The 25,940-nt window shown below is 60.3% G+C and carries 23 protein-coding genes; 17 read left to right on the plus strand and 6 right to left on the minus strand.

Features of this window, described 5'->3' with window-relative positions:
* Window positions 1-121 precede the first annotated feature (121 nt).
* From maeB to H7A77_RS14200, 4 genes are all read left to right on the plus strand, one after another.
* Window positions 122-2,401: an NADP-dependent oxaloacetate-decarboxylating malate dehydrogenase gene (maeB, locus tag H7A77_RS14185; protein ID WP_016926766.1), complete on the plus strand. Its 2,280-nt coding sequence runs from the start codon at window positions 122-124 to the stop codon at window positions 2,399-2,401.
* Window positions 2,402-2,510: 109 nt separating this feature from the next.
* Complete coding sequence (locus H7A77_RS14190; protein ID WP_004936539.1) at window positions 2,511-2,720, plus strand: type II toxin-antitoxin system Phd/YefM family antitoxin; 210 nt, start codon at window positions 2,511-2,513, stop codon at window positions 2,718-2,720.
* Between the two features lie 391 nt (window positions 2,721-3,111).
* Window positions 3,112-5,637 carry a colicin-like bacteriocin tRNase domain-containing protein gene (locus H7A77_RS14195; protein ID WP_164107363.1) on the plus strand — a complete coding sequence of 842 codons (2,526 nt, stop codon included), beginning with the start codon at window positions 3,112-3,114 and terminating at the stop codon, window positions 5,635-5,637.
* A gap of 13 nt (window positions 5,638-5,650) precedes the next feature.
* Window positions 5,651-5,905 (plus strand): colicin E3-like toxin immunity protein, encoded by a 255-nt coding sequence (locus tag H7A77_RS14200; RefSeq protein ID WP_047571055.1) that lies wholly within the window; start codon window positions 5,651-5,653, stop codon window positions 5,903-5,905.
* A 195-nt stretch (window positions 5,906-6,100) separates the two neighbouring features.
* Here the strand turns inward: H7A77_RS14200 and mmuM are convergent, their stop codons facing one another.
* Together mmuM and mmuP are read right to left on the minus strand one after the other, a co-directional pair.
* Window positions 6,101-7,039, minus strand: a complete 939-nt coding sequence (mmuM, locus tag H7A77_RS14205) for a homocysteine S-methyltransferase (protein WP_072627206.1) — start codon at window positions 7,037-7,039, stop codon at window positions 6,101-6,103.
* Complete coding sequence (gene mmuP / locus H7A77_RS14210; protein ID WP_046896238.1) at window positions 7,029-8,438, minus strand: S-methylmethionine permease; 1,410 nt, start codon at window positions 8,436-8,438, stop codon at window positions 7,029-7,031. Before mmuP ends, mmuM begins: the two co-directional genes overlap by 11 nt.
* Window positions 8,439-8,615: 177 nt before the next feature.
* On the opposite strand from mmuP, the gene H7A77_RS14215 reads away from it, so the two are divergent.
* The 4 genes from H7A77_RS14215 (at window position 8,616) to H7A77_RS14230 (ending at window position 14,898) form a co-directional block, all read left to right on the plus strand.
* The gene (locus tag H7A77_RS14215; protein WP_182074358.1) at window positions 8,616-9,455 is read left to right on the plus strand and encodes a ChaN family lipoprotein; all 840 of its coding nucleotides are present in this window, start codon (window positions 8,616-8,618) and stop codon (window positions 9,453-9,455) included.
* A gap of 102 nt (window positions 9,456-9,557) precedes the next feature.
* Window positions 9,558-10,355 carry an energy transducer TonB gene (locus H7A77_RS14220; RefSeq protein ID WP_182074333.1) on the plus strand — a complete coding sequence of 266 codons (798 nt, stop codon included), beginning with the start codon at window positions 9,558-9,560 and terminating at the stop codon, window positions 10,353-10,355.
* A 54-nt stretch (window positions 10,356-10,409) separates the two neighbouring features.
* Window positions 10,410-12,536, plus strand: a complete 2,127-nt coding sequence (locus H7A77_RS14225) for a S9 family peptidase (RefSeq protein ID WP_147838363.1) — start codon at window positions 10,410-10,412, stop codon at window positions 12,534-12,536.
* 121 nt (window positions 12,537-12,657) lie between these two features.
* Entirely contained in the window at window positions 12,658-14,898 is a 2,241-nt protein-coding gene (locus H7A77_RS14230) for a TonB-dependent receptor domain-containing protein (protein WP_182074334.1), read from the plus strand.
* A gap of 22 nt (window positions 14,899-14,920) precedes the next feature.
* Here H7A77_RS14230 and H7A77_RS14235 read toward each other — a convergent pair whose 3' ends face one another.
* From H7A77_RS14235 to amiA, 3 genes are all read right to left on the minus strand, one after another.
* Window positions 14,921-15,376, minus strand: coding sequence for a YaiI/YqxD family protein (locus tag H7A77_RS14235; protein ID WP_004936514.1), 456 nt, complete (start codon window positions 15,374-15,376; stop codon window positions 14,921-14,923).
* A complete protein-coding gene (hemF, locus tag H7A77_RS14240) occupies window positions 15,376-16,296 on the minus strand; it encodes an oxygen-dependent coproporphyrinogen oxidase (protein WP_069100654.1) in 921 nt (306 codons plus the stop codon). Before hemF ends, H7A77_RS14235 begins: the two co-directional genes overlap by 1 nt.
* Before the next feature lie 65 nt (window positions 16,297-16,361).
* Window positions 16,362-17,243 (minus strand): N-acetylmuramoyl-L-alanine amidase AmiA, encoded by an 882-nt coding sequence (amiA, locus tag H7A77_RS14245; RefSeq protein ID WP_033652564.1) that lies wholly within the window; start codon window positions 17,241-17,243, stop codon window positions 16,362-16,364.
* 204 nt (window positions 17,244-17,447) lie between these two features.
* Between amiA and H7A77_RS14250 the strand changes: the two genes are divergently transcribed.
* Window positions 17,448-17,873: a GNAT family acetyltransferase gene (locus H7A77_RS14250; RefSeq protein ID WP_004936504.1), complete on the plus strand. Its 426-nt coding sequence runs from the start codon at window positions 17,448-17,450 to the stop codon at window positions 17,871-17,873.
* Between the two features lie 42 nt (window positions 17,874-17,915).
* On the opposite strand, the gene H7A77_RS14255 is transcribed toward H7A77_RS14250, so the two are convergent.
* The gene (locus tag H7A77_RS14255) at window positions 17,916-18,314 is read right to left on the minus strand and encodes a YgiW/YdeI family stress tolerance OB fold protein (RefSeq protein ID WP_016926776.1); all 399 of its coding nucleotides are present in this window, start codon (window positions 18,312-18,314) and stop codon (window positions 17,916-17,918) included.
* 174 nt (window positions 18,315-18,488) lie between these two features.
* Here H7A77_RS14255 and H7A77_RS14260 point away from each other — a divergent pair, with 174 nt between their 5' ends.
* The 8 genes from H7A77_RS14260 (at window position 18,489) to cysM (ending at window position 25,758) form a co-directional block, all read left to right on the plus strand.
* Window positions 18,489-18,953, plus strand: a complete 465-nt coding sequence (locus H7A77_RS14260; protein WP_033652563.1) for a DUF2919 domain-containing protein — start codon at window positions 18,489-18,491, stop codon at window positions 18,951-18,953.
* Window positions 18,954-19,110: 157 nt separating this feature from the next.
* Window positions 19,111-19,698 (plus strand): RpoE-regulated lipoprotein, encoded by a 588-nt coding sequence (locus H7A77_RS14265; protein WP_004936494.1) that lies wholly within the window; start codon window positions 19,111-19,113, stop codon window positions 19,696-19,698.
* Between the two features lie 182 nt (window positions 19,699-19,880).
* Window positions 19,881-20,780: a Dyp-type peroxidase gene (locus H7A77_RS14270; RefSeq protein ID WP_033643968.1), complete on the plus strand. Its 900-nt coding sequence runs from the start codon at window positions 19,881-19,883 to the stop codon at window positions 20,778-20,780.
* A gap of 200 nt (window positions 20,781-20,980) precedes the next feature.
* Entirely contained in the window at window positions 20,981-22,003 is a 1,023-nt protein-coding gene (locus H7A77_RS14275) for a sulfate ABC transporter substrate-binding protein (RefSeq protein WP_182074335.1), read from the plus strand.
* Window positions 22,004-22,843 (plus strand): sulfate/thiosulfate ABC transporter permease CysT, encoded by an 840-nt coding sequence (gene cysT, locus H7A77_RS14280; protein ID WP_033652561.1) that lies wholly within the window; start codon window positions 22,004-22,006, stop codon window positions 22,841-22,843.
* Window positions 22,843-23,718 carry a sulfate/thiosulfate ABC transporter permease CysW gene (gene cysW, locus H7A77_RS14285; RefSeq protein WP_182074336.1) on the plus strand — a complete coding sequence of 292 codons (876 nt, stop codon included), beginning with the start codon at window positions 22,843-22,845 and terminating at the stop codon, window positions 23,716-23,718. Before cysT ends, cysW begins: the two co-directional genes overlap by 1 nt.
* A complete protein-coding gene (gene cysA / locus H7A77_RS14290) occupies window positions 23,708-24,796 on the plus strand; it encodes a sulfate/thiosulfate ABC transporter ATP-binding protein CysA (RefSeq protein WP_033643965.1) in 1,089 nt (362 codons plus the stop codon). The genes cysW and cysA overlap by 11 nt, the downstream gene beginning before the upstream one ends.
* A gap of 80 nt (window positions 24,797-24,876) precedes the next feature.
* Window positions 24,877-25,758, plus strand: coding sequence for a cysteine synthase CysM (gene cysM / locus H7A77_RS14295; protein WP_033644334.1), 882 nt, complete (start codon window positions 24,877-24,879; stop codon window positions 25,756-25,758).
* Window positions 25,759-25,940 lie beyond the last annotated feature (182 nt).

The raw sequence follows: 25,940 nt of genomic DNA on the forward strand, positions 1-25,940 counted from the left end.
TGTTTCTCTCACTATACTTCAAGGCTGTGCCCTGTCATTGTACCTGGGCGCCATGGCCCACGGCAGGGCGCAGCCTCAAAGCCTTACCTCAACATAAAAGCAAAAAACAAAGGAATCCATAATGGACGAACAGCTCAAACAGAGTGCCCTTGATTTCCATCAGTTTCCTGTCCCAGGGAAGATCCAGGTTTCCCCAACCAAACCGTTGGCGACCCAGCGCGATCTGGCGCTGGCCTATTCGCCGGGCGTCGCCGCGCCTTGCCTCGAGATCGCCGAAGATCCGCTGGCGGCCTACAAATACACCGCGCGCGGCAACCTGGTGGCGGTGATTTCCAACGGCACGGCGGTACTGGGTCTGGGCAATATCGGCGCGTTGGCCGGTAAGCCGGTGATGGAAGGCAAGGGCGTTTTGTTCAAGAAGTTTTCCGGTATCGATGTATTTGATATCGAAGTGGATGAGCATAACCCTGACAAATTAATCGACATTATCGCCGCGCTGGAACCGACCTTCGGCGGCATCAACCTGGAAGACATCAAGGCGCCGGAGTGTTTCTACATCGAACAGAAACTGCGTGAGCGCATGAAGATCCCGGTGTTCCACGACGACCAGCACGGCACGGCGATCATTACCACCGCCGCGGTGCTCAACGGCCTGCGCGTGGTGAAGAAGAACATCTCCGACGTGCGGCTGGTGGTGTCCGGCGCCGGCGCGGCGTCCATCGCCTGCCTGAACTTGCTGGTGGCGCTGGGGCTGCGTCAACAGAACATCACCGTCTGCGACTCCAAGGGCGTCATCTATAAAGGCCGCGACGCCAATATGGAACAGACCAAAGCCGCCTACGCCATCGAGGATAACGGCCAGCGCACGTTGGGCGACGCCATCCCGAACGCCGACATCTTCCTCGGCTGCTCCGGCCCGGGCGTGCTGACGCAGGATATGGTGAAAACCATGGCGCGCGATCCGCTGATCATGGCGCTGGCCAACCCGGAACCGGAAATTCTGCCGCCGCTGGCCAAAGCGGTGCGCCCGGACGCCATCATCTGTACCGGCCGTTCCGACTACCCGAACCAGGTGAACAACGTCCTGTGCTTCCCGTTCATTTTCCGCGGCGCGCTGGACGTGGGCGCCACCACCATCAACGAAGAGATGAAGCTGGCCTGCGTGCATGCCATCGCCGATCTGGCGCTGGCGGAACAGAGCGACGTGGTGGCCTCCGCGTATGACGATCAGGATCTCTCCTTCGGGCCGGAATACATCATTCCGAAACCGTTCGATCCGCGGCTGATCGTCAAGATCGCGCCGGCGGTGGCCAAGGCGGCGATGGACTCCGGCGTGGCGACGCGCCCGATCGAAGACTTCGACGCCTACGTGGAGAAGCTGGCGGAGTTCGTCTACAAAACCAATCTGTTCATGAAACCGATCTTCTCGCAGGCGCGCAAAGAGGTGAAGCGGGTGGTGCTGGCGGAAGGCGAGGAAGAGCGCGTGCTGCATGCCACGCAAGAGCTGGTGTCGCAGGGGCTGGCTTTCCCGATCCTGGTCGGCCGTCCGAGCGTGATCGAGATGCGCCTGAAAAAGCTGGGCCTGCAACTGACGCCGGGCAAAGATTTCGAAGTGGTGAACAACGAGTCGGATCCGCGCTTCAACGAATACTGGGGCGAGTACTACCAGATCATGAAACGCCGCGGCGTTTCGCAAGAACAGGCGCGTCGCGCGGTGATCGGCAACCCGACGCTGATCGCCGCCATCATGCTGCACCGCGGTGAAGCGGATGCGATGATCTGCGGCACCATCGGCAGCTACCACGAGCATTACGACGTGGTGAAGAACGTGTTCGGCTTCCGTGAAGGCGCGCACGTCGCGGGCGCGATGAACGCGCTGCTGCTGCCGAGCGGCAACACCTTCATCGCCGACACCTACGTCAACGACGATCCGACGCCGGAACAGCTGGCGGAGATCACCCTGATGGCGGCGGAAACCGTGCGCCGTTTCGGTATCGAACCGAAGGTGGCGCTGCTGTCTCACTCCAGCTTCGGCTCGTCTGACTGCCCGGCGGCGCGCAAGATGCGTAAAACGCTGGAGCTGGTGAACGAGCTGGCGCCGGAGCTGGAGATCGACGGTGAAATGCACGGCGACGCCGCGCTGGTGGAAAGCATCCGTCACGATCTGATGCCGGACAGCCCGCTGAAAGGCTCGGCCAACCTGCTGATCATGCCGAACATGGAAGCGGCGCGCATCAGCTACAACCTGCTGCGCGTCTCCTGCTCGGAAGGGGTGACCGTCGGGCCGGTGCTGATGGGGGTCGCCAAGCCGGTGCACATCCTGACGCCGATCGCCTCGGTGCGCCGCATCGTCAACATGGTGGCGCTGGCGGTGGTGGAAGCCCAGACCGAACCGCTGTAAGCCCGGGTTGAATGACTGGCCCCCTGCGCCGTTGGCGCCGGGGGCTTTTTTATCTTCATCTGACATGGTACAAATAGTGGTCAAATATGTACATGTACAGGTAAAGAAAATGACCACGATAAGCTACACAGCGGCGAGAAACAATTTGGCTGAGGTGCTTCTGGAAGCGCAAAAACAACCGGTGGAAGTGACGCGCCGCGGGCACGATGAGGTTTACATCATCAGTAAGGCCGACTATGAGGTTTTGGTCAAAGCCAAGGTGAAAGCGCGCATTCAGGCTAAACACGCGGATACGATTAAGGCGCTGGCGAATAGATGATCTTTTTGACCGCAGAGGATATTGCGGAATTCAACGCTGAAATTGTGCCTCACGGCCGCCAGGAAGGCAGCAAAGTTGAGGCCGTAGCCAATCGTGTGCTTAGGGGAGAGTGTCAATATTGGTAGTTATTGTACGTTAAGCTCATATTTTGCCCGTTAAACTTCAGCTCATTGACTTCGCTTAATTCCTTCGCGTAGTGCCTAGCCGCCACATATTATCTGCATTGTTCGTCCATATGACGACGAACTTACTCACGCAAATCCCCTCTCTGTTTTGTCTGATATACAGCACAACAGCTTGCTGGGTTAATGAATTGCTCCTCCTCTTAAATTCTTCTAAATTACTGTTCATGCATACAGTATTTGTGTGCAATTTCAATAGGAGATGAGTTATGAGTGGTGGTGATGGTAAAGACAGCCGCGGTCCTGGCGGTGGAGTGAATGGTGGCCCGACAGGCCTGGGTGGTGGTGTGGATGCATCCGATCACTCCGGCTGGAGTTCGGAAAATAATCCATGGGGAGGTAAGGATAAGGACACTGGCGGGCATACTGGCGGTGGCAACAATGGTGGGGACAGGGATCCCGCCAACAGTGGCGGCAATGTTAACCTGAGTCTGTTTCCAGAAGCACAAGCGTCTGTCGCGGTGGGGGCACAATTCAATCTTTCGTTGATCGACGGTGCGTGGGGATTCAGCCTACTGAAATCCCAAACGGTGCAATCGTTTATCACGAAATCGATAGCCAAAGTGAAAACGCTCGGTATTCCCACGGTAGGCACGTTGTGGCGGACTAGTCTCTGGGGATTGGTCGTGGAAGGCATTACGCCAACCAAGATCGCTCCTGATGATATGTCGATGGTACGACATATCACGACGACGCTCCCCGCAGATTTGGTCACTCAGACACCGCCGGGCCAACTGCCCACTCAACCGGCAACCCTGGTCAGCGCCCGTATTGCTGACCTCGTTGACGAGGGGCAGCAAAAAGTAGCCGTTGTTCGTTCACCGTCGTTACCGATGAGCGTTCCGGTTGTGGAGGCAAAGCCCACCAAGCGACCGGACGTCTATACGGTAGGAATTGTACCGGGCATGCCTGATATTCATATTCGCGTCAATGCGCCGGCGCCGCCAACCACGGCGAAACCTGTGGACGGTGTTACCGAGATAAATAATGCTGAAGCCAAACCGTTGCCTGCGACGCAACCGGGTGGCAACACGCACGATGGTATCGTGGTGTTCCCTCCAGGCAGTAATCTGCCGCCGGCTTATGTTGCCGTGGTGGAGATCATTCCGCAAAATGAAGTCAATGCACGTGAAGCCGAACGCAAGGCACTTCTGACTTATCAGGATGCGCGCCAACGTCGTGAATCAGTTCAAACGGATGAGTATCGAAAGTCACACAGTTATCAATGGCTACTGCCTGAACTGACTATCAACCAGCGACAAATTGAGGAAAAGCAGTCTCACATTGCCCTCAATCAACGAATTGCTGAACGTCAAACCATCCAGGAAGCCAATGCGCGTGCTCGCCGTCAGGCGGGACGTGCCGAACAATTTCATCGTGACGTGGAAAGAACCAATGGCACCATTGCTGCATTAAACGAAGATCTTTCCCGGCTGCGTCAGGAAGAAAAGGATCTATCGGCTCAGGTTGCTGAATTCGATCGCATTGCCAAAGACAATATGAGCAAAATTCGTGCGCGGCAGCCGACTGATAAGGATATTGCTTCGTTGTCACCGCAAGCGCAAGCGGCGTTCTGGCGCAACCAGGCGAAGAAAGAATTCGTTCTTACGGTTGGCGATGGCGATTTGCCAAAATATCCGCCGGTCATGGGTAGCAAACCCAGTCCGCTGTTTCTGGAGCAGCCTGCCTACTTCTGGCGTGAAAGCGGGTTTGCTATCAGCAACTATAATTCGGTGGCGGCGACGGAGACACTGGAAACCGGTATCCGTGGCGCGTTTGCCCGGGCCTCGGCGGCATTGACGAAGACACCTGCGGAAAAACTGTATAATAACGGGCAAGTCACCACGGCTGAGTTTGCTCAACTCTCTTTTGTCTTTTCCGAGAGTTTGGACGTGCCGGCATTGAGTGTCATGTCATCCCTGGGGATCGGTCGGTTCGGATTGACGCGAGACGATGTGAGGAATGCGCTCGGCAACTATAATTCTGTGCGGTTACCTTATCGACTTGTTTCTCGTGATACGGGGGATGTCGGGGAAGAGAAAATCCACATCAATATCGTTCGCCCTGATGAGCGGAACGTAAAAGGTGCGGTGCCACTGCGGCCACTATCATGGGATACGGTGAAAAGGGAGTTGCGATTTACCACTGACGACGGTGCAATCTCTCTGACCTGGACACCGGCGGATGATAAGGGCGTATCCGGTTATATTATTACCGTCACGCCGGTTGGTGCGCCTGCAGGCAAACTTTCGACAGGAGGCCGTGTCGATGTGTCAGGGAAAGGAACGCTGGTTGCATTGCCTAATGGCGACGTTCAGCAGATCCATGACTATATTTTGGTTCCACCGGTTGAAAGTGGTCTTGAGCCGATTTATGTCATGTTCAACAAACCACGGAAAAAACCGGCTCGAGAAGACAAGCCAGAGCTTATTAAACCTCGAGAAGGAACTCAGGAGCGCGGGCACAAATATCATCCTGCCCCAAAAACTGATGAAATTAAGGGGTTGGGGGAGCTTAAAGTAGGTAGACCAAAAACTCCCAAGCAGTCAGGAGGGGGCCGCCGGGCTCGGTGGTATGGCGACAAGGGGCGTAAAATTTATGAGTGGGACTCACAGCATGGTGAGTTGGAAGGATATCGTGCCAGCGACGGCGAACATCTGGGGGCTTTTGATCCCAAAACGGGTAAGCAGTTGAAAAGTCCAGATCCAAAACGAAATATCAAAAAGTATTTATAGGGGAGATAGTGTCATGGGATTAAAATTACGTCTTACATGGTTTGACAAAAATAATGATGATTTTAAGGGAGAAGAGTATTCAAAAGATTTTGGGGACGATGACTCTCTCATCGATGCTTTAGGCCTCCCCTTGGACGATACAATGAATAATGGTGAGTTTGATGTAAAGGAGAGCTGGGTAGCTTTGATTCAACCCTATTTCACAAGTAAGATATCGACCGAGAAATTTGACTACTTCCTTTCATTCAATTATAGAGATAAATGGTAATAGAAAAATATCATTAGCATCTACTCCGCTCGACAATTTAAGTATTGTCGAGCGTTTTGTTATGCGGTTTAGACATCCAAACTGATTCGATGTTTAATTTATTGCCTGTACTATACTGTCGAGGCCACCCAAGGCCGCCTCAACGTTGAACAAGCCGCGGAGCAACTGTGCCGGCTAACCGAATAACTCCCTTTCTCATGCCTTGCAGCGCGCGGCGATGGCGCGAATATCCTGCGGGGTGGTGCGGCAACAGCCGCCAATCAATTGTGCGCCGAGCGCGCGCCACGCCGTCGCCTGATCGGCCAGGCTGCCGTGCTCGCCGCCGCAGGCGTGCCAGGTTTTGCTCACCGCATCGTAGTGCTCGCCGGAGTTCGGGTAGACCAGCAGAGGTTTGTCGGCCAGCGCGCTCAGCTGACGCAGCGCCGGGGCGACCTTGTCCAGCGCGATGCAGTTGATGCCGATGGCCAGCACCTGCGGGTTACCGCGCAGCGCGGACAGGACCTCCGTCAGCGACGTGCCGTCGCTGAGGTGTTGGCTGTCGCGCAGGGTGAAGGCGAACCAGGCGCCGAGCGTCGGGAACTCCTGCAGCAGCGTCAGCAGCGCCTGCAGTTCAGCAAACGACGGCAGCGTTTCGCAGGCCAGCAGATCGACGCCGGCGGCGGCCAGCGCGGCGATGCGCGGGCGGTGGAAGGCAATGAAGTCATCCTGCGCCAGCCGGTAGTCGCCGCGGTATTCCGAGCCGTCGGCCAGATAGGCGCCGTACGGGCCCACCGAACCGGCGATCAACAGCGGCGCCGCCTGCGGGTGCGCGGCCAGATAATCGCGGCGCGCGCGCTGCGCCAGCTGCACGCTTTTGGCGATCAACGCCAGCGACTGAGCCTGATCCAGGCCGCGGCGCGAGAAGCCCTGCGGCGTGGCCTGATAGCTGGCGGTGATAGCGCACTGGGCGCCGGCGTTGAAATAATCGAGGTGTACCTGATAGATAAGCTCGGGATTTTCAATCAGCACCTTGGCCGACCACAGCGGATCGGTCAGATCGCAGCCGCGCGCTTCCAGCTCGGTGGCCAGCGCGCCGTCCAGGATCAGCGTCGGCCGTTCGGCCAGCAAACGAGCGACGGGGTTGTTAACCGACATGTTGTTCTCCCAAAGCGTTTTTTTGCCCGGCGCGCCGGGTCAGGAAATAGGTGAGATAGCACAGGGCGACGAACGGCAGGCCGCAGTAGAGCGCGATGCGCTGCTCCGGATCGAACGCCAGCCCGATGCAGGCCAGCAGGCACAGCGCAAAGCCGAGGATCGGCGTCAATGGATAGCCGGGCGCGCGGTATTTCAGGCCGCTTATCGGCTGGCCGCTGCGCAGATAGGCGCGGCGGAAAGCATAGTGGGCGGCGCAGATGCTCAGCCACACCGCCACCACCGCAAAGCCGGAGATCGCCGACAGGGCGACGAACACCGTATCCGGCGCGATCACGCTGGTCAGCAGCGCCAGCACGCCGCCGAGCATGCTGAAGGTCAGGGCGTTGATCGGAATGCCGCGCGCATTGACGCGCGCAAAGTAGGCCGGCAGGGTGCGCTGGTGGGCCAGCGACCACAGCATGCGCCCCGAGGCGTACAGGCCGGAGTTGGCCGCCGACAGGATGGCGGTCAGGATCACGAAGTTGAAGATATCGGCGGCGTAAGGCACGCCGATGCGTTCAAACACCAGCACGAACGGGCTTTTGACGATCCCCGCCTGATCCATGGGGATCAGCGCCGCCAGCACGAAGACCGTGCCGATAAAGAACAGCATCAGGCGGATCACCGTGGTGCGGATTGCCAGCGGCACGACTTTTTCCGGGTTCTCGGTTTCACCGGCGGCGATGCCGATCAGCTCCGTGCCGGAGAAGGCGAAGTTCACCGCTACCATGGTCATCAGGATCGGCAGCGTGCCGTGCGGCAGCCAGCCGGAAGCGGTCAGATTATGTAGGAACGGCGCCGGCGTGCCGTCTTTCATCGGCAGCAGGCCGAACATGGCGGCGCCGCCCAGAATGATAAACGCCAGAATGGTCACCACTTTGATCAGCGAAAACCAGAATTCGCTTTCGGCGAAAAAACGGGTGGTCACCACGTTAAGCAGGAAAATGGCCGCGCAGAAAATCAGGCACCACAGCCACACCGGCGACTGCGGGAACCAGTACTGCATGCAGAATCCGGCGGCGGTCAGGCTGGAGCCCAGTGCCACCGTCCAGGTGAGCCAATACAGCCAGGCGACGGCATAGCCGGTGGCCGGCCCCAGATAGCGCGAAGCATAGACGTGAAAGGCGCCGGTTTCCGGCATCGCCACCGACAGCTCGCCCAGGCACAGCATCACCAGATACACCACCAGCGCACCGATCAGGTAGGCCAGCAGCGTGCCGAGCGCCCCGGTGGTGGAGATGATGTAGCCGGTATTGAAAAACAGCCCGGTGCCGATCACGCCGCCCAGCGACAGCATCACCAGATGCCGGGCCTTCATGCTGCGTTTGAACTGCCCTGCGGCGGGCGCCGATGAGTGCATAATAATCTATCCGTATAGACGTCTAAATATCTGAATGGCTATTGGTTATACCCGCAATGCCGTTTCAACGCAATGCGTCACCGGCGATCGCCGCGTAAAAAAATCGTCAGGCCAGATCTATATGCAAATGATAATTATTATCTATAATGTCGCCATTTTCGCTAATGGGGCAACATGATGAGATATCTGATTTTATTGGCGGCGTTGGCGCTCGGCGCCTGCAGCCAAACGCCGGTGAAGACGCCGGCCAGCGACGTCGCGAGCCTGGGGAATATCACCGATCTGCACAGCGGCGCGACCCTGACGCCCGAGCAGCTGTTGACGCGGTTGGCGCAGCAGCCGCGGGTGATCGTCGGGGAAAAGCATGACAATCCTTACCACCATCAGATTGAGCAATGGCTGGTGCAGCAGCTGCCGCAACGGCGGCCGCAGGGCAGCGTGCTGATGGAGATGATCAACCCGAACCAGCAGGCGCAGGTCGACAAAGTCAAGCAGTGGCTGCAGAGCGATCCCACGGTGCGTGACGGCCGCGTGGCGGAGCTGATCGCCTGGCAGCCGGGCTGGGAATGGGCGCTGTATGGCGGGGTGACGATGGCGGCGATGCGCGCGCCTTACCCGCTGTGGTCGGCCAACCTGGATCGCAGCGAGATCGCGGCGTTCTATCAGCAGCCGCAGTTCCCGGCGGGGCAGCTCTCGTCGCAGCCGGCGGTGCGCAAGGCGCTGGAAGAGACTATCCGCATTTCGCACGGCGGCCAGATTGAGGCCGCGCAGCTGCATGCGATGCTGGCGATCCAGCAGCAGCGCGATAGGCGCATGGCGGAGCGCCTGCTGGCGGCGCCGACGCCCGCGCTGTTGATCGCCGGCGGTTATCACGCCGCCAAATCGGTGGGCGTGCCGCTGCACGTGCGGGATCTGCAACCGGCGGCGGCGCCGACGGTGCTGATGCTGGCGGAGCCGGGCGTACAGGTTGACGCGCACACGGCGGACTACCTGTGGATCACACCATCAGTGAAATGAATACGTTAAGACAGTGAAAAGGGGTGTTAATTATAGTTGCAAATGATTATCATTAGTAAATGTGATCTGCAATCATTCGCAATTAAGTAAGCTAATGCCCCTATGTTAAGTCAGTCTTATCCCCCTCCGGCCTTTGCGCTGCCGCAGCCGCGCTGGGCGCGCGGCTTGCTGCTCGCCCTGGCGGCGCACGCGGCGTTGGTGCTGCTGTTTTATTGGCCGCAGACGGCGCTCGAGCCGGTCGAGCTGCCGCCGCCGGCGGTGATGATGAGCTGGGCGGCGCAGATTGAAGCGCCGGAAAGCAAACCCTTGCCGCTGGGCGTGCAGCAGGCGGAATCCGCTGCGGCGCAGCCGGCGGAGCAGCAGCAACAGCCGGATCTGCCCAAGCTGGCGCGCGCCGATAAAGCGAAGATCGTGACGGCGGACAAGAAGCGCGCCGAGCACCGTCCCCCGCAAAAAGCGCAGCCGAAGCCGCAGGAACAGGCGAAAGAGACACGCAACGCCGCCGCGTCCAGCGCCGCCGCGCCGCAGGCGCAGATGCTCTCTCACCAAACCGCCGCCCCGATCAACAGCGACGCCAACAGCAACGCGCAGGCCAAGCTGTCGTGGGAGAGCCTGGTGAAAGGCAAACTGAACCGCATCAAAGAGTATCCCCTGGATGCCCGCAACCGCCGGCGCAGCGGCATGCCGCAGGTCAGTTTTAGCGTCGATGCGCAGGGGCGGGTGTCGAACGTGACCCTGCAGATCCGTTCCGGCACCGCGTCGCTGGATCGGGAAGCGGTGGCGGTGGTGTCGCGCGCGCAGCCGTTGCCGCCGCCGCCGCCGGAGATGCTGCAGCAGGGGGCCGTCAGGGTAAGGATGCCGATCGATTTCAATCTGGCGGAGCTGAATGCCCGCCGTTAATGCCCGCAGACGCGGCAGCGCCGCCGTCCGGCTCTTCAAACTTCGTGAGGGATTATGAATCCGCTGTTATTTACCCCGCGCCGTCGCATCGCGGCCGCGCTCTGGCTTTCTTTAGGCATCGCCGGCGCCGCGCTGGCGCAACCGCAGCCGCCGTTGGCGGAACGGGCGCCGAAAGCGCTGACGGCCCACGGCGAGACGCGTACCGACGATTACTACTGGCTGCGCGACGACAGCCGAAAAGATCAGAAGGTGCTGGACTACCTGAAGGCGGAAAACCGCTACACCGAGCAGATGATGGCGCCGTACCAGAAGCTGCGCGCCACGCTGTATCAGGAGATGCTGGGCCGCATGAACCCTGACGAACGTTCGGTGCCGTATCAGCTCAACGGCTATCGCTATCAGGAAAGCTACGCCGCCGGTAAAGATTTCGCGCGGTATCAGCGCCAGGCGCTCACCGCCGACGCGCCGTGGCAAACCTTACTGGACGCCAATCAGCGCGCGGCCGGCCATGCCTATTATCGCCTGGGGGCGCTGGACGTGAGCCTGGACAACCGCCGCCTGGCGGTGGCCGAAGATCTGCAGGGCCGCCGCCAATACCGCATCTCCCTGCGCGAGATAGACAGCGAACGCTGGTCGCCGGAAACGCTGGAAAACACCTCCGGCAACATGGTGTGGGCCAACGACAGCCAAACCCTGTTCTACGTGCGCAACCACCCGCAAACGCTGCTGCCGTACCAGGTCTACCGCCATCAGTACGGTACGCCGCCGGCGGAAGATAAACTGGTGTATCAGGAAAACGATCCGGCTTTCTACCTCAGCCTCGGCCGTTCTTCTTCGCGCGATTACCTGATTCTGACCATCAGCGGCAACACCACGTCCGAAGTGCGCCTGATCGACGCCAACCAGCCGCAGCGCGAGCCTCAGCTGTTCGCCGCCCGGCAAAACGGCCGCGAGTATTATCTCGATCACTACCGCGGCGAGTTCTATCTGCGTTCCAACCATCAGGATCCGAACTTCGGCCTGTACCGCACGGCGGCGGCGGGCAACCCCTGGCAGACGCTGATTGCGCCGCAGGCACAGCATGAGGTGGAAAGCTTCAGCCTGTTCCGCGACTGGCTGGTGGTGCAGGAACGCGCCAACGGGCTGGTGCAGCTGCGGCAAATCAGCTGGGACGACAAAACCGAGCGCGCCATCCCGTTCGACGACGCCAGCTACATGGCCTGGCTGGGCTATAACCCGGAGCCGGACAGCGATCGTTTGCGTTACGGCTATTCGGCGATGACCACGCCGACCCGCACCTATGAGTGGGATCTGAACAAGGGCGAGCGCACTCTGCTCAAGCAGCAGGAAGTGAAAGGCGTCGATCCGAGCCTGTATCACAGCGAGCGCATCTGGGTCACGGCGCGCGACGGCGTGAAGGTGCCGGTCTCGCTGGTGTATCGCAAGTCGCTGTTCAAAAACGGGCATAACCCGCTGTTGGTGTACGGCTATGGCGCTTACGGCATGAGCATGGATCCGGCGTTCAGCGCCAACCGCATCAGCCTGCTGGATCGCGGCTTCGTCTATGCGCTGATCCACGTGCGCGGCGGCGGCGAACTGGGGCAGAGCTGGTACAAACAGGGCAAGCTGACGCACAAACCGAACAGCTTCAACGATTTCATCGACGCCACCCAGGCGCTGATCAACGGCGGCTACGGCCAGCCGGGGCGCATCTACGCCATGGGCGGCAGCGCCGGCGGTTTGCTGATGGGGGCGGTGATCAATCAGGCGCCGCAGCTGTACAACGCGGTGGTGGCGCAGGTGCCGTTCGTCGACGTGGTGACCACCATGCTGGACGACAGCATTCCGCTCACTACCGGCGAATACGAGGAGTGGGGCAACCCGCACCAGCCGGCCGCCTATGCGCTGATGAAGTCCTACAGCCCGTATGACAACGTGCGCAAACAGCGTTACCCGAACCTGCTGGTCACCAGCGGTTTATACGATTCGCAGGTGCAGTATTGGGAACCGGCCAAATGGGTGGCGAAGCTGCGGCGTTTCAAACAGGGCGATTCGCTGCTGCTGCTTTCCACCGACATGACCGCCGGCCACGGTGGCAAATCGGGCCGCCTGGCGCGGCTGGAAAACGGCGCGCTGGAGTACGCCTTTATTTTGGCGGCGGATCGGCAGGCGCAGAAATAACCTTCAGCGCCGCGGCACGCTGCGGCGCAATAAAACAATAACAATCTTTTACCGCGCTTTCGGCGGGCTTTTTGCTGGGCATTGTCGGCCATCAAACCTTATTGGCTATTTCTGGGGATATATGAAAATTAAAATGATAGCGAGCCTGATCGGCGCGGGACTGGTGCTGCACGGGCAGGCTGTGGCCGCGCAGGAACAGGCGGAAAACAATAAAGGCAGCGTGGCGTTCAGCCCGCTCAACGTCTCGGCCGCCGACGGCGGCAAAAGCAGCGAAAAAGAGGCGTTGGCGAGGCCGGGCGCGTTCAGCTCGCGCGACGAGAACCAAAATCTGGAGTCGGTGGACAGCATTCTGCGCAGCATGCCGGGCACCTATACCCAGATCGACCCCGGCCAGGGATCGGTCAGCGTCAATATTCGCGGCCTGAGCGGCTTCGGCCGGGTCAACACCATGGTCGACGGCATCACGCAAAACTACTACGGCAACTCCCCGAGCGATGCAGCGCACGGCGGCATGCCCACCAGCCAGTTCGGGGCGCTGATCGATCCTAACTTTATCGTCGGCGTCGATGTGGTGCGCGGCAACGCCACCGGTTCCGACGGGGTGAATGCCTTGGCGGGCAGCGCCAATTTCCGCACCATCGGCGTGGATGACGTGGTGTTTTCCGATAACCCGTTCGGCGTACGCACCAAGTTCTCGGTGGGCAATAACGGCATCGGCCGCAGCGGCATGATCGCCGTGGGCGCCAAAACTGCCGCCTTTGCCGACGGCGGCAGCCTGGGGGCGATGGCGGCGATCAGCGGCAGCTCCATCACCTCTAACTACAAAAACGGCGCCGGTTTCGACAGCGAGATGTTCAACGTCGATAAAACCTACCGCCAGAACCCGAAATCCCAGCTGTTCAAAGTGGACATCAAGCCGGATGCCTTCAACAGCATCGAACTGTCGGCGCGCAGCTACCAGAATAAAATCACCCGCCGCCACATCGACAGCGACGATTTTTACCTCAAATACCACTACGCGCCGTTCTCGGAACTGATCGATTTCAAATTGACCGCCAGCACCAGTCGCGGTGAGCAGAAGTTCATGTCCAACAACATGGCGGGGTTCAGCGACAGCACGGCGAAAAACATTTCCGATGCGCTGGATATCAACAACACCAGCCGTTTCAGCCTGCGGGATATTGATTTCGCCTTCAGCTACGGCGGCAAGCTGGTGCGCAACGAGTATAAGAAAAAGGCATCCGGGCTGGTGACGGATCAGGATCAGGCGGAAAGCATGCCGGTGGGCATTGCCGGCAAACAAGATATCTCCAGCCTGTACAGTGGGTTGCAGGCCAACTACGGCATTTGGCAGGGAAATTTCGACCTGAACTACACCGCCTATCGCCTCTCCGGCTACAAGCCGGCCTGTGATGAGCGCGTAGAGTGCTTCCCTCAGGGCGCCGGCACTATCAACCGCAACGAACACGGCTTCAACCCGTCGGTCATGCTGTCGGCGCAGGTGACGCCGTGGCTGCAGCCGTTCGTCAGCTACAGCAAGTCGATGCGCGGGCCGAATATCCAGGAAGTGTTCTTCGCCAACAGCGGCGGCCAGTCGATGAACCCGTTCCTGAAGGGTGAAAAAGCGGAGACCTGGCAGGGCGGGTTCAACGCCAATGCCCACGATCTGTTGTTCAAGCAGGACAGCTTCCAACTGAAAGCGGTCTATTTCGAAACCAAGATCAAAAACTACATATCCAGCCAAACCTACCTGGTGTGTAAAAACCGTCAGAAGTGCAACCGTTCGCAGGCGACGCAGGAAGAGTGGGATAACGCGGACATCAACGTCAGCATGACCATGTACAGCAATGCTCCCGATCCGGTCAAAACGCGCGGGGTGGAGCTTGAAGCGCTGTACGACGCCGGTTTCGCCTTCACCAAACTGTCGTTAAGCAAGGAGCATACCTCCCAGCCGACCAACCAGGCCAGCAACGTATTCGGCGCGGGCGATATCAGCGAGCTGCCGGAATTCTACTTCACGCTGGACAGCGGGGTGCGCCTGCTGGACGAAAAACTGACGCTGGGCGGGGTGGTGAAATACACCGGCAAGTCGGTGCGCCTGTCGCCGGACTCTGATTACGATGAGAATGAGCAGTTGCTGAAGGAGCCGGCGCCGCATATTCCGACCATTATCGATCTGTACGGCACCTATCAGGTGAATCGCAATCTGCTGCTGAAGCTCAGCGTGCAAAACCTGATGGACAGAGACTATTCGGACGCGCTGAACAAAATGAACTCGCTGCCGTCGCAGTCGCAGTATGAGACGCCGACCAACACCGCCCGTGGGCGGACTTATATCTTCGGCGGGGAGGTGCGCTTCTAAACCGCAGCAGAGCAGGGCGCAGTCACTGCGCCCGTTTCGCCTGCAGCAGCCATTTGTCCAGCTCGTTGGCGAACTGCTGGCGGTCGCGCTGGTTCAGGGCGTTCGGGCCGCCGGTCTGAATGCCGCTGGCGCGCAGGGTATCCATAAAATCGCGCATGTTGAGGCGCTCGCGAATGGTGTCCGGCGTATAGCGTTCGCCGCGCGGGTTCAGCGCCACCGCGCCTTTCTCAATCACCTCCGCCGCCAGCGGAATGTCGGCGGTGATCACCAGATCGCCCGCTTCGCAGCGGCGCACGATCTCGTTATCGGCCACGTCGAAGCCGGCCGCCACCTGCAGCGAACGGATGTACTTCGACGGCGGCGTGCGCAGCGGTTGGTTCGCCACCAGCGTCACGGTGATGGCGGTGCGATCGGCGGCGCGGAACAGCACTTCCTTGATCACGTTCGGACAGGCGTCCGCATCGACCCAAATCTGCATCATTTCGTCTCCCGCAGCCAGTCGCGCACCGGCAGGAAATCGCGCGCCAGCGCCGCTTCCGGGCTGTCGGCGTCCGGCTGGTAGTTATATTCCCAACGCACCAACGGCGGCATCGACATCAGGATGGACTCGGTGCGCCCGCCGGTTTGTAGCCCGAACAGCGTGCCGCGATCCCACACCAGGTTGAACTCCACATAGCGGCCGCGGCGATACAGCTGGAACTGGCGCTCGCGCTCGCCCCAGGTCAAGGCCTTGCGTTTTTCGACAATCGGCAGGTAGGCGTCGAGGAAGCCCTGGCCCACCGCGCGGGTGAAGGCGAAACAATGGTCGAAATCCGGGGTGTTAAGATCGTCGTAGAACAGGCCGCCGATGCCGCGCGCTTCGTTGCGATGCTTGATGAAAAAGTAATCGTCGCACCACTGTTTATATTTGGGGTAGACCTCGTCGCCGAACGGCGCGCACAGCTCGGCCGCGGTGCGGTGCCAGTGCACGGCATCCTCTGCGAAACCGTAGAACGGCGTCAGGTCAAAACCGCCGCCGAACCACCACACCGGCGCTTCGCCCGGCTTTTCAGCGATGAAAAAGCGTACGTTGGCGTGGCTGGTGGGCACGTAGGGGCTGAGCGGATGGATAACCAGGGAGACGCCCATCGCCTGGAAGCTGCGCCCGGCCAGTTCCGGACGGTGCGCGGTCGCCGAGGCCGGCAGGGTGGCGCCGGAGACGTGCGAGAAGTTGACCCCCGCCTGTTCGAACACCGCGCCGTTGGTCAGCACGCGGCTGCGGCCACCGCCGCCTTCTTCACGCGTCCATTGGTCTTCGGTGAACACGGCGCCGCCATCGGCCTGGGCGAGCTGCGCGCAGATATGATCCTGCAGCGCCAGCAGGAAGGATTTTACTTCAGCGATGTTAGGTAAACTCATGCGGGGTCTTTATAGCGTCTGGCTGAACAAGGCGCTGAGTATACTCTTATTCGCCGCCCGCGGCATCAGCGGGGTTTGCGTTGGTGTGCGTCGAAGTAGTCGAAGAAGTTGACGATGCCGTCCGCGATGGCGCGGGCGATTTTCTCGCGAAACGCGGTGGTGCCCAGCAGTCGTTCTTCGTTCGGGTTGGTGATGAACGAGGTTTCTACCAGCACCGAGGGGATGGACGGGGATTTCAGCACCGCGAACGCCGCCTGTTCGGTGCTGTCGCTGTGCAGATGGTGTACCGGACGAATTTGGCCGAGCACGTGGCGGCCGAGCGTCAGGCTGTTGTTGATGGTGTCGGTTTGCACCAGATCGAACAGCACCTGCTGCAGGTAGTTGTCCTGATCCTTGTATTTGCCGCCCGCTACGTCGTCGGCGGCGTTTTCACGGTTGGACAGGTAGCGCGCCATGGCGCTGCTGGCGCCGCGGTTGGAGAGGGCGAATACCGAAGCGCCGGAGGCCGACGGGCTGGTAAAACCGTCGGCGTGAATGGAAATGAACAGATCGGCCTGGTGCTGGTGGGCGATCTCCACCCGCTGGAACAGCGGAATGAATTCGTCTTCTTCGCGCGTCAGGCGCGCCTCGATGTGATCGTGCTCATGCAGGAAACGGCGCACGTGGTTGGCGATTTCCAGCACAATGTGTTTTTCCTGCGAACCTTCGTGGCCGACCGCGCCGGAGTCGATTCCGCCGTGGCCGGGATCGATCATCACCCGCTTTTTGCCGCCGGCCGGTTTCGCCGCCGGTTTGCTGTGCTGATTGCGCAGCATGCCTTCCGCCTTGGCGCTTGGGTTTTTCACGCCGAACAGCGCTACCGCCAGGCCGGAAAGCAACAGTTGGCGTCGCGTCGGGGAAACGGCAAGCGGCTTAAAATTGAGGAATTGTTTACCCTGCTTTTTCATTACGCAACGCTCCATCGACGATTCTATTTCGCGACGTTATATCGTATTGATAATCATTAATCGACCCGATAACTATTTCCATTTATTACGCCTGTTACCGGCGATTTCGGGGCAAATAGCGCGGTAAATCGCAGTTTGATATTGCGTAAGTGAATAATCACGCGATAATCAGATAAACACCTTAATTAACAGCGGCCAACATCGATGGAAATTCGCGTATTTCGACAAGACGACTTTGAAGAAGTCATTACCCTGTGGGAGCGCTGCGATCTGCTGCGGCCCTGGAACGATCCGGAAATGGACATCGAGCGCAAGCTGAACCACGATCCTGAGCTGTTCCTGGTGGCGGAAGTCGGCGGCGAAGTGGTCGGTTCGGTGATGGGCGGCTATGACGGCCACCGCGGCTCGGCGTATTACCTCGGGGTGCATCCCGACTATCGTGGGCGCGGCATCGCCAATGCGTTGATCAATCGTCTGGAGAAGAAGCTGATCGCTCGCGGCTGCCCGAAGATCCAGATTATGGTGCGCGAAGACAACGACACGGTGGTCGAGATGTACGAGAAGCTCGGCTACGAGATCCAGGGCATCACCAGCCTGGGCAAGCGGCTGATCGAAGATCAGGAATATTGATCGAGCGGCGGGCGGCGGGGTTGCCCCGCCCGCCGCAACGCATTACGGCAGCTTTTTGACGGTTTTCACGTCCACTTCGACGCTGCTCCAGTCTTTATCCACTTTGCCTTCCAACTGCACCTTGTCTTTCGGCGTGACGGTTTGGCCGTTCCAGCGCTTGCGATCGATCTCGACCGTCAGCGTGCCGGTGGCGTCGCGGAAGGTGTAGGTATCGTCGCCGATGCGCTGCTCGATGTTGCCTTGCAGCATCACCCAGGTGTCGTCGCTCAGCGATTTCACCTTGTCCACGGTGGTCAGCGCCGCGCTGGGGCCGGAGAAACCACCTTGTGCGGTGGTTTGCGTTTGAGCCTGCGGCGCGGCCGGATCGAGGAACCCGCCTTGTTGCGCCAGTACCGGTGCGCTGCACAGCGCGATCAGAGCGGCCAGAGTCAGTTTTTTCATGTTGCGCTTCCTTATCGTTATCGAAAATCACATCCCGCTGATATCGGGGGCTTGCTAAGTGATAAGGATTAAAACACACCGATCTTAAGAGCTTCTTAAGCCGACGCATTGAAATTCCCATCGCCGGCGCCCATCTGTAGCCATAGTCTTTATTCTGTTGGCAAGGAACGAGCGTTGAAGCCATTCTCACCCCGGTTTTCCCCGGACGATTACGATCAGCACGGCGCGCTGCGGCTGCCGCTGGGATTTTGGGCCGTGCTGATTTTGCAGGCGCGCACCTGGCTGTTGTTCGTGATGGCCGGCGCTTCGCGCGAGCAGGGCGAAAGCTTGTTGGCGTTGTTTTATCCGGATACCCAACGCTTTTGGTACGGCATGCTGCTCGGTCTGCCGGCGGCGCTGGCGTTTTTGCTGAGCGGCCGTCGCCACCAATGGCCGCGGCTGTGGCGCGGTTGGCGCTGGGGGCTGGCTGTCTCGCTGCTGGCGTCGTTCGGCGGCTCGCTGTTCAGCCTGTGGCGCCAGGACGGCGATGCGCCGGGGCTGGAGCTGACGTTGGCGCTGCTCGACGCGCTGGCGCTGAGCTATCTGCTGCTGAACGCGCGTCTGAAAGCCTGTTTCGCGCCGGCGGAGCGCGCCGACTAATTGCCGAGAAGTGCGGCACTTTTCGCATTTTCCGCACTCCAAGCTGGCAACCGTTGGCGTAGTGCGGGCCGTTGTGAGAGGCTGGCACGCAGCAAAACGCCGAATGCGGCAGGAGCGGGTGACCCGCCCCGTGCCATTGATGTCTAAGGAGCTAGAGATGAATATTCGCCCCCTGTTGTTAGGGCTTCCGCTGTTACTGACCGGCTGTTCGAGCATGTCCAATTTCTCCTGGTCCAGCCTGTCGCCGTTCAACTGGTTCGGCAGCAGCCTGGAAGTCGGCGCCAAGGGCGTCGGCAAGCTCAACGCCGGCACGCCGATGTCGGAAAGCGCCATCAACGACGGGCTGGACGGCAACTACCGCCTGCGCGGCGGCATGGCGACCAACAACGGCCAGATCGTCTCTTATTATCAGGCGCTGTCCGGCGACGAAGTGAAGCTGGTGATCACCGGCGAACCGAAAGGGCGCCTGCAGCGGGTGGACGTGCTGGATCCGAAAGTGGCGACGGAGTGGGGCAACAAGCTCGGCACGCCGTTCGGCGACATGTACAGCAAGGCGTTTGGCTCCTGTAAGCCGGGCAGCGGCGAAGACGCCGGTAAAGTGGAGTGCGTGGCGGAGCAGAGCAAATACGTCACCTACATCTTCAGCGGCAAGTGGGCCGGAGCGCAGGATATCATCCCGCCGGACGACACCCTGAAAAGCTGGACGGTCAGCAAAATCATTTGGCACGCCAAGCCGCAGCAGTAACGCGTTCAACGGGCGCCGGTTCCCGGCGCCTGCTTGTCCAAATCATTACCCCTATTTTCTTTGCGCTGCTGCAAGGCAATCGCTTGTGCTTGCGGTATGATAGCGCGCGTTTGTAACAGGGACCCCGCGCGTCAACCGCCATACCTTACCTGTTGCCGGATTCTGGTATTGAGGATAACAACATGACACAGGTTCAGAGCGGCATTCTGCTGGAGCACTGCCGTTTCGCCATTTTTATGGAAGCCAGCGTACAGGGCGAATTCGCCGATTTGCGCCAGGGCTGCAAACAGTTTTGTCAGACGCTGAGCGAGCTGCAGCAGCAGTTCCCCGATGCGCGCCTCGGCGCGGTGATCGCTTTCGGCTACGACGTCTGGCACGATCTCTCCAGCGGCCAGGGCGCGAAAGAGCTGAAGCCGTTCACGCCGCTTGGCAAAGGGCTGGCGCCGGCCACCCAGCGCGATATGCTGATCCACATCCAGTCGCTGCGCCACGACGTCAACTTCACGCTGGCGCAGGCCGCGCTGGCGGCGTTCGGCAACGTCATCAAGATTGAGGAAGAAACCCACGGTTTCCGTTGGGTGGAAGAGCGCGATCTGAGCGGCTTCATCGACGGCACCGAAAACCCGCAGGGCGACCAACGCCCGGCAGTGGCGACGATCGCCGAAGGTGAAGAGGACGCTGGCGGCAGCTACGTGCTGGTGCAACGCTACGAGCACAACCTGCGCCAGTGGCAGCGCTTTACCACCGAGCAACAGGAGCAGATCATCGGCCGCACCAAGCACGACAGCGAAGAGCTGCCGGCGGATCGGCGCCCGGATACCTCCCACGTCAGCCGCGTCGATCTGAAAGAGAACGGCAAAGGCCTGAAAATTCTGCGCCAGAGCCTGCCTTACGGCACCGCCAGCGGCAAGCACGGCCTGTTCTTCATCGCCTATTGCGCGCGCCTGCACAATATCGAGCAGCAACTGTTGAGCATGTTCGGCGATCTGGACGGCAAACGCGACGCGATGCTGCGTTTCAGCCGTGCGGTCACCGGCAGCTACTACTTTGCGCCATCGCTGACGCGCTTGCTGTCACTTTGACGCCGTTGCCGAAGCCGGCGCGTCCGGCTTCGGTCTGTTTTCCCGCCCCAAAACGCCTCGCATTGCCTGCCTTATAGCGTTTGATGCTTGTAAATCACTAAACGGTATATAAAAGCGTTACAGCTCCGCACCGAGTTATAAATACACTGGTCGTCAATAAGGCGAAAGCCTGAAGGAATGACTCAGTGATAAGGTGCAGAATGAAACAAAACCGGGTTAAAAATCTCGTGCTGAAAGGTTGGCTGGCGGCTGCGCTGTTGGCGAGCGGCGCCGCGTCGGCGGCGGAATTGCTGAACAGCTCTTATGACGTTTCCCGTGAACTGTTCGTCGCGCTGAATCCCGGCTTTGAACAGCAATGGAATCAGCAGCATCCGAATGACAAGCTGACCATCAAACAATCGCACGCCGGCTCGTCGAAGCAGGCGTTGGCGATCCTGCAGGGCCTGCGCGCCGACGTGGTGACCTACAACCAGGTCACCGACGTGCAGATCCTGCACGATCGCGGGCAGCTGATCCCGGCGGACTGGCAGTCGCGTCTGCCGAACAACAGCTCGCCGTTCTATTCCACCATGGCGTTTCTGGTGCGCAAGGACAACCCGAAGGGCATCCACACCTGGAACGATCTGGTGCGTGACGATGTGAAACTGGTGTTCCCGAACCCGAAAACCTCCGGCAACGGCCGTTACACCTATCTGGCCGCCTGGGGCGCCGCCAGCCAGGCCGACGGCAACGATGCGGCCAAGACCCGCGCCTTCATGACCCGTTTCCTGAAAAACGTGTTGGTGTTCGATACCGGCGGCCGCGGCGCGACCACCACCTTCGTCGAGCGCGGTTTGGGCGACGTGCTGATCAGCTTCGAGTCCGAAGTGAACAACATCCGCAAGCAATACGGTGAAGACAAGTACGAAGTGATCGTGCCGCCGGTCGATATTCTGGCGGAGTTCCCGGTGGCCTGGGTCGACAAAAACGTCGCGCGCAACGGCACCGAACAGGCGGCCAAAGCCTATCTGAACTATCTCTACAGCCCGGCGGCGCAGCAGGTGATCACCAGTTTCTACTACCGCGTGTATGACCAGAAAGCGATGGCGGCGGCCAAGGGGCAATTCCCGGACACCCAACTGTTCCGCGTGGAAGAGCAATTCGGCGGCTGGCCGCAGGTGATGAAAACCCACTTCGCCACCGGCGGCGAGCTGGATCAGCTGTTAGCGGCAGGGCGCAAGTAAATGTTGGCGTTGTCGTCCAGTAAGCGGGTGCTGCCCGGATTTGGCCTCAGCCTCGGCAGCAGCCTGTTTTATACCTGTTTGATCCTGCTGCTGCCGCTCAGTGCGCTGGTGATGCAGCTGGCGCAGATGAGCCTGGCGCAATATTGGGAAGTGATTTCCAACCCGCAGGTGGTGGCGGCGTATAAAGTGACGCTGCTGGCGGCCGCTGTCGCCAGCCTGTTCAATGCGGTGTTCGGCATGCTGATGGCCTGGATCCTGACGCGCTACCGCTTTCCCGGCCGTTCGCTGCTGGATGGCCTGATCGACCTGCCGTTCGCGCTGCCGACGGCGGTAGCCGGCCTGACGCTGGCCGGTCTGTTTTCCACCACGGGCTGGTACGGGCAGTGGCTGGCGCACTTCGACATCAAAGTCACCTTCACCTGGCTTGGGATCGCGGTGGCGATGGCGTTCACCAGTCTGCCGTTTGTGGTGCGTACCGTGCAGCCGGTGCTGGAAGAGTTAGGGCCGGAGTACGAAGAGGCGGCCGAGACGCTGGGCGCCACGCGCTGGCAGAGTTTTCGTCGCGTCGTGCTGCCTGAAGTGGCGCCGGCGCTGCTGGCCGGCACCGCCATTTCCTTTACCCGCAGTCTGGGCGAGTTCGGGGCGGTGATTTTCATCGCCGGCAACATCGCCTGGAAGACGGAAGTGACCTCGCTGATGATTTTTGTGCGTTTGCAGGAGTTCGATTACCCGGCGGCCAGCGCCATCGCCTCGGTGATCCTGGCGGCGTCGCTGCTGCTGCTGTTCAGCATTAACGTATTGCAAAGCCGCTTCGGCAGACGTTTGGGAGGAGGGCACTGATGGCTGATATTTCCGCCTTCAACGGCGCCGAGCGCCCGCGCGTCAACTGGGGCAAGTGGACGCTGATCGGCATCGGTACGCTGTTTTCGGCGCTGCTGCTGGTGGTGCCGATGATATCGATTTTCGCCGAGGCCTTCTCCAAAGGATTCGGCGCGATGTGGAGCAATTTGCTCGATCCGGACATGCTGCACGCCATTTGGCTGACGGTCCTGATCGCGCTGATCACCGTGCCGTTCAACCTGGTGTTCGGCACGTTGCTGGCGTGGCTGGTGACGCGTTTTACCTTCCCCGGCCGCCAGCTGCTGCTGACGCTGATCGATATCCCGTTCGCCGTTTCACCGGTGGTGGCGGGGCTGATTTATCTGCTGTTTTACGGCAGCAACGGCCTGCTGGGCGGCTGGCTGGATGCGCATAACATTCAGGTGATGTTCTCCTGGCCGGGCATGGTGCTGGTGACCATTTTCGTCACCTGTCCCTTCGTGGTGCGCGAGCTGGTGCCGATGATGCTCAGCCAGGGCAGCCAGGAAGATGAGGCCGCCATTCTGCTGGGAGCGTCCGGCTGGCAAATGTTCCGCTGCGTGACGCTGCCCAACATTCGCTGGGCGCTGCTGTACGGCGTGGTGCTGACCAACGCGCGCGCCATCGGTGAGTTCGGCGCGGTGTCGGTGGTGTCCGGTTCGATTCGCGGCGAAACCTACAGCCTGCCGCTGCAGGTCGAGCTGTTGCAGCAGGATTACAACACCGTCGGGGCCTTTACCGCCGCCGCCCTGTTGACCCTGATGGCGATCGTTACCCTATTTTTGAAGAGCGCGCTGCAGTGGCGTCTGGAACGTCAAAACGCGCGTCTCGAGCGGGAGGAAAATCATGAGCATTGAGATTAACGGCATCAACAAGTCCTTCGGTCGCACCAAGGTATTGAACGATATCTCGCTCGATATTGCTTCCGGCGAAATGGTGGCGCTGCTTGGGCCATCCGGTTCCGGCAAGACCACGCTGCTGCGCATCATCGCCGGGCTGGAAAGCCAGAGCGGCGGCAAGCTGGGCTTCCACGGCACCGACGTCAGCCACATGCACGCGCGCGACAGGCGCGTGGGCTTCGTATTTCAGCACTATGCGCTGTTCCGCCACATGACGGTGTTCGATAACATCGCCTTCGGCCTGACCGTGCTGCCGCGCCGCGAGCGCCCGAACGCCGCGGCGATCAAACAGAAAGTCACTCAGCTGCTGGAAATGGTGCAGCTGGGCCACCTGGCTACCCGCTATCCGTCGCAGCTGTCCGGCGGCCAGAAACAGCGCGTGGCGCTGGCGCGCGCCCTGGCGGTGGAACCGCAGATTCTGCTGCTGGATGAACCGTTCGGTGCGCTGGATGCGCAGGTGCGCAAAGAGCTGCGCCGCTGGCTGCGTCAGCTGCATGAAGAGCTGAAATTCACCAGCGTGTTCGTCACCCACGATCAGGAAGAGGCGATGGAAGTGGCCGACCGCATCGTGGTGATGAGCCAGGGCAATATCGAACAGGTCGGGTCGCCGGTCGACATCATGCGCGAACCGGCGAGCCGCTTTGTGCTGGAATTCATGGGGGAAGTGAACCGCCTGAACGGCGAAATTCGCGGCTCCCAGCTGTTCGTCGGCGCGCATCAGTGGCCGTTGTCGTTCCAGCCGATGCACCAGGGCAGCGTCGACCTGTTCCTGCGCCCGTGGGAAATGGAAGTGGCGACCGAAAGCAGCGAACGTTGCCCGCTGCCGGTTCAGGTGCTGGAAGTCAGTCCGCGCGGCCATTTCTGGCAGCTGACGGTGCAGCCGATCGGCTGGCACCAGGAACCGATCAGCGTGGTGCTGCCGGAAGGCAACGCCACGCCGGTGCGCGGCGGCCGTTATTACGTCGGCAGCCTCAATGCGCGGCTGTATGCCGGCGATCAACTGTTGCAACCTGTTGCGTTAGCCAAAAGCGCCTGATAGGTTTTAGCAGCCCTTTATTCAAGGCAACCCCAGGGTTGCCTTTTTACTTTACGCACACCAACACACAGGCAAAGATCGTGACAACGCTCGAACAATGCATCGGGAATACCCCGTTGGTAAAACTGCAACGGCTGGCCGCCCAGGCGGGCAGCGAGGTATGGGTCAAACTGGAAGGCAACAACCCGGCGGGATCGGTGAAGGATCGCGCCGCGTTGGCGATGATCCAGCAGGCGGAGCTGCGCGGTGAGATCAGGCCCGGCGACGTGCTGATTGAGGCCACCAGCGGCAACACCGGCATTGCGCTGGCGATGATCGCTGCATTGAAAGGCTATACGCTGAAGCTGCTGATGCCGGAGAACATGAGCCTGGAGCGGCAGGCGGCGATGCGCGCCTACGGCGCCGAGCTGATCCTGGTCAGCCGTGAGCAGGGCATGGAAGGGGCGCGCGATCTGGCGCTGGAGATGCAGCGTCAGGGGCAGGGCAAGGTACTGGATCAGTTCAACAACCTGGACAATCCCTACGCCCATTTCACTACCACCGGCCCGGAGATTTGGCGCCAAACCGAAGGGCGCATCACGCATTTCGTTTCCAGCATGGGCACCACCGGCACCATTACCGGCGTGGGCGGTTACCTGAAAAGCCAGAATCCGCAGGTGCAGATCATCGGCCTGCAGCCGGCGGAGGGCAGCAGCATCCCCGGCATTCGCCGCTGGGCGCCCGCTTACCTGCCGGGTATTTTCCGCCCGGAGCTGGTGGATCAGGTGCTGGATATTGAACAGGGCGATGCCGAGCAGACCATGCGCCAGCTGGCGCAGCGTGAAGGCATCTTCTGCGGCGTCAGCTCCGGCGGCGCGGTGGTCGGCGCCTTGCGCGTCGCCGCGGCTCACCCCGGCAGCGTGGTGGTGGCGATCGTCTGCGACCGCGGCGATCGCTACCTTTCAACCGGCGTGTTCGGCTGAGCGCGCCCTCCCGGCGGTGTGTTCCGTCGGGAACACCTTTCCTCCTTTCCTTTCGACAGACGGCAGCCCCGCTTGCGGCGGCTGCCGCTTGCCCGTGCGCCAATGCCATGACTGAAGTAGAGAAATCGCGCGACAGCGGCCACAATAACGGTGACGAGACGCCAAGAGCGATGTGTAAGGAT

Origin of the sequence: Serratia sp. ME47 (genome assembly GCF_903970925.1) — a bacterium.
GTDB lineage: Bacteria > Pseudomonadota > Gammaproteobacteria > Enterobacterales > Enterobacteriaceae > Serratia > Serratia ureilytica.

Bases quoted from the DNA above. Each gene is read 5' to 3' on its own strand.
- H7A77_RS14195 (WP_164107363.1), top strand. From the start codon at position 3,112: ATGAGTGGTGGTGATGGTAAAGACAGCCGCGGTCCTGGCGGTGGAGTG.
- H7A77_RS14230 (WP_182074334.1), top strand. From the start codon at position 12,658: ATGAAAATTAAAATGATAGCGAGCCTGATCGGCGCGGGACTGGTGCTG.
- H7A77_RS14265 (WP_004936494.1), top strand. From the start codon at position 19,111: ATGAATATTCGCCCCCTGTTGTTAGGGCTTCCGCTGTTACTGACCGGC.
- H7A77_RS14200 (WP_047571055.1), top strand. From the start codon at position 5,651: ATGGGATTAAAATTACGTCTTACATGGTTTGACAAAAATAATGATGAT.
- cysW (WP_182074336.1), top strand. From the start codon at position 22,843: ATGGCTGATATTTCCGCCTTCAACGGCGCCGAGCGCCCGCGCGTCAAC.
- mmuM (WP_072627206.1), bottom strand. From the start codon at position 7,039: ATGTCGGTTAACAACCCCGTCGCTCGTTTGCTGGCCGAACGGCCGACG.
- mmuP (WP_046896238.1), bottom strand. From the start codon at position 8,438: ATGCACTCATCGGCGCCCGCCGCAGGGCAGTTCAAACGCAGCATGAAG.
- cysT (WP_033652561.1), top strand. From the start codon at position 22,004: ATGTTGGCGTTGTCGTCCAGTAAGCGGGTGCTGCCCGGATTTGGCCTC.
- H7A77_RS14275 (WP_182074335.1), top strand. From the start codon at position 20,981: ATGAAACAAAACCGGGTTAAAAATCTCGTGCTGAAAGGTTGGCTGGCG.
- H7A77_RS14220 (WP_182074333.1), top strand. From the start codon at position 9,558: ATGTTAAGTCAGTCTTATCCCCCTCCGGCCTTTGCGCTGCCGCAGCCG.
- H7A77_RS14255 (WP_016926776.1), bottom strand. From the start codon at position 18,314: ATGAAAAAACTGACTCTGGCCGCTCTGATCGCGCTGTGCAGCGCACCG.
- H7A77_RS14235 (WP_004936514.1), bottom strand. From the start codon at position 15,376: ATGCAGATTTGGGTCGATGCGGACGCCTGTCCGAACGTGATCAAGGAA.
- H7A77_RS14250 (WP_004936504.1), top strand. From the start codon at position 17,448: ATGGAAATTCGCGTATTTCGACAAGACGACTTTGAAGAAGTCATTACC.
- cysA (WP_033643965.1), top strand. From the start codon at position 23,708: ATGAGCATTGAGATTAACGGCATCAACAAGTCCTTCGGTCGCACCAAG.
- H7A77_RS14225 (WP_147838363.1), top strand. From the start codon at position 10,410: ATGAATCCGCTGTTATTTACCCCGCGCCGTCGCATCGCGGCCGCGCTC.
- maeB (WP_016926766.1), top strand. From the start codon at position 122: ATGGACGAACAGCTCAAACAGAGTGCCCTTGATTTCCATCAGTTTCCT.
- H7A77_RS14215 (WP_182074358.1), top strand. From the start codon at position 8,616: ATGAGATATCTGATTTTATTGGCGGCGTTGGCGCTCGGCGCCTGCAGC.
- H7A77_RS14190 (WP_004936539.1), top strand. From the start codon at position 2,511: ATGACCACGATAAGCTACACAGCGGCGAGAAACAATTTGGCTGAGGTG.
- hemF (WP_069100654.1), bottom strand. From the start codon at position 16,296: ATGAGTTTACCTAACATCGCTGAAGTAAAATCCTTCCTGCTGGCGCTG.
- H7A77_RS14270 (WP_033643968.1), top strand. From the start codon at position 19,881: ATGACACAGGTTCAGAGCGGCATTCTGCTGGAGCACTGCCGTTTCGCC.
- amiA (WP_033652564.1), bottom strand. From the start codon at position 17,243: ATGAAAAAGCAGGGTAAACAATTCCTCAATTTTAAGCCGCTTGCCGTT.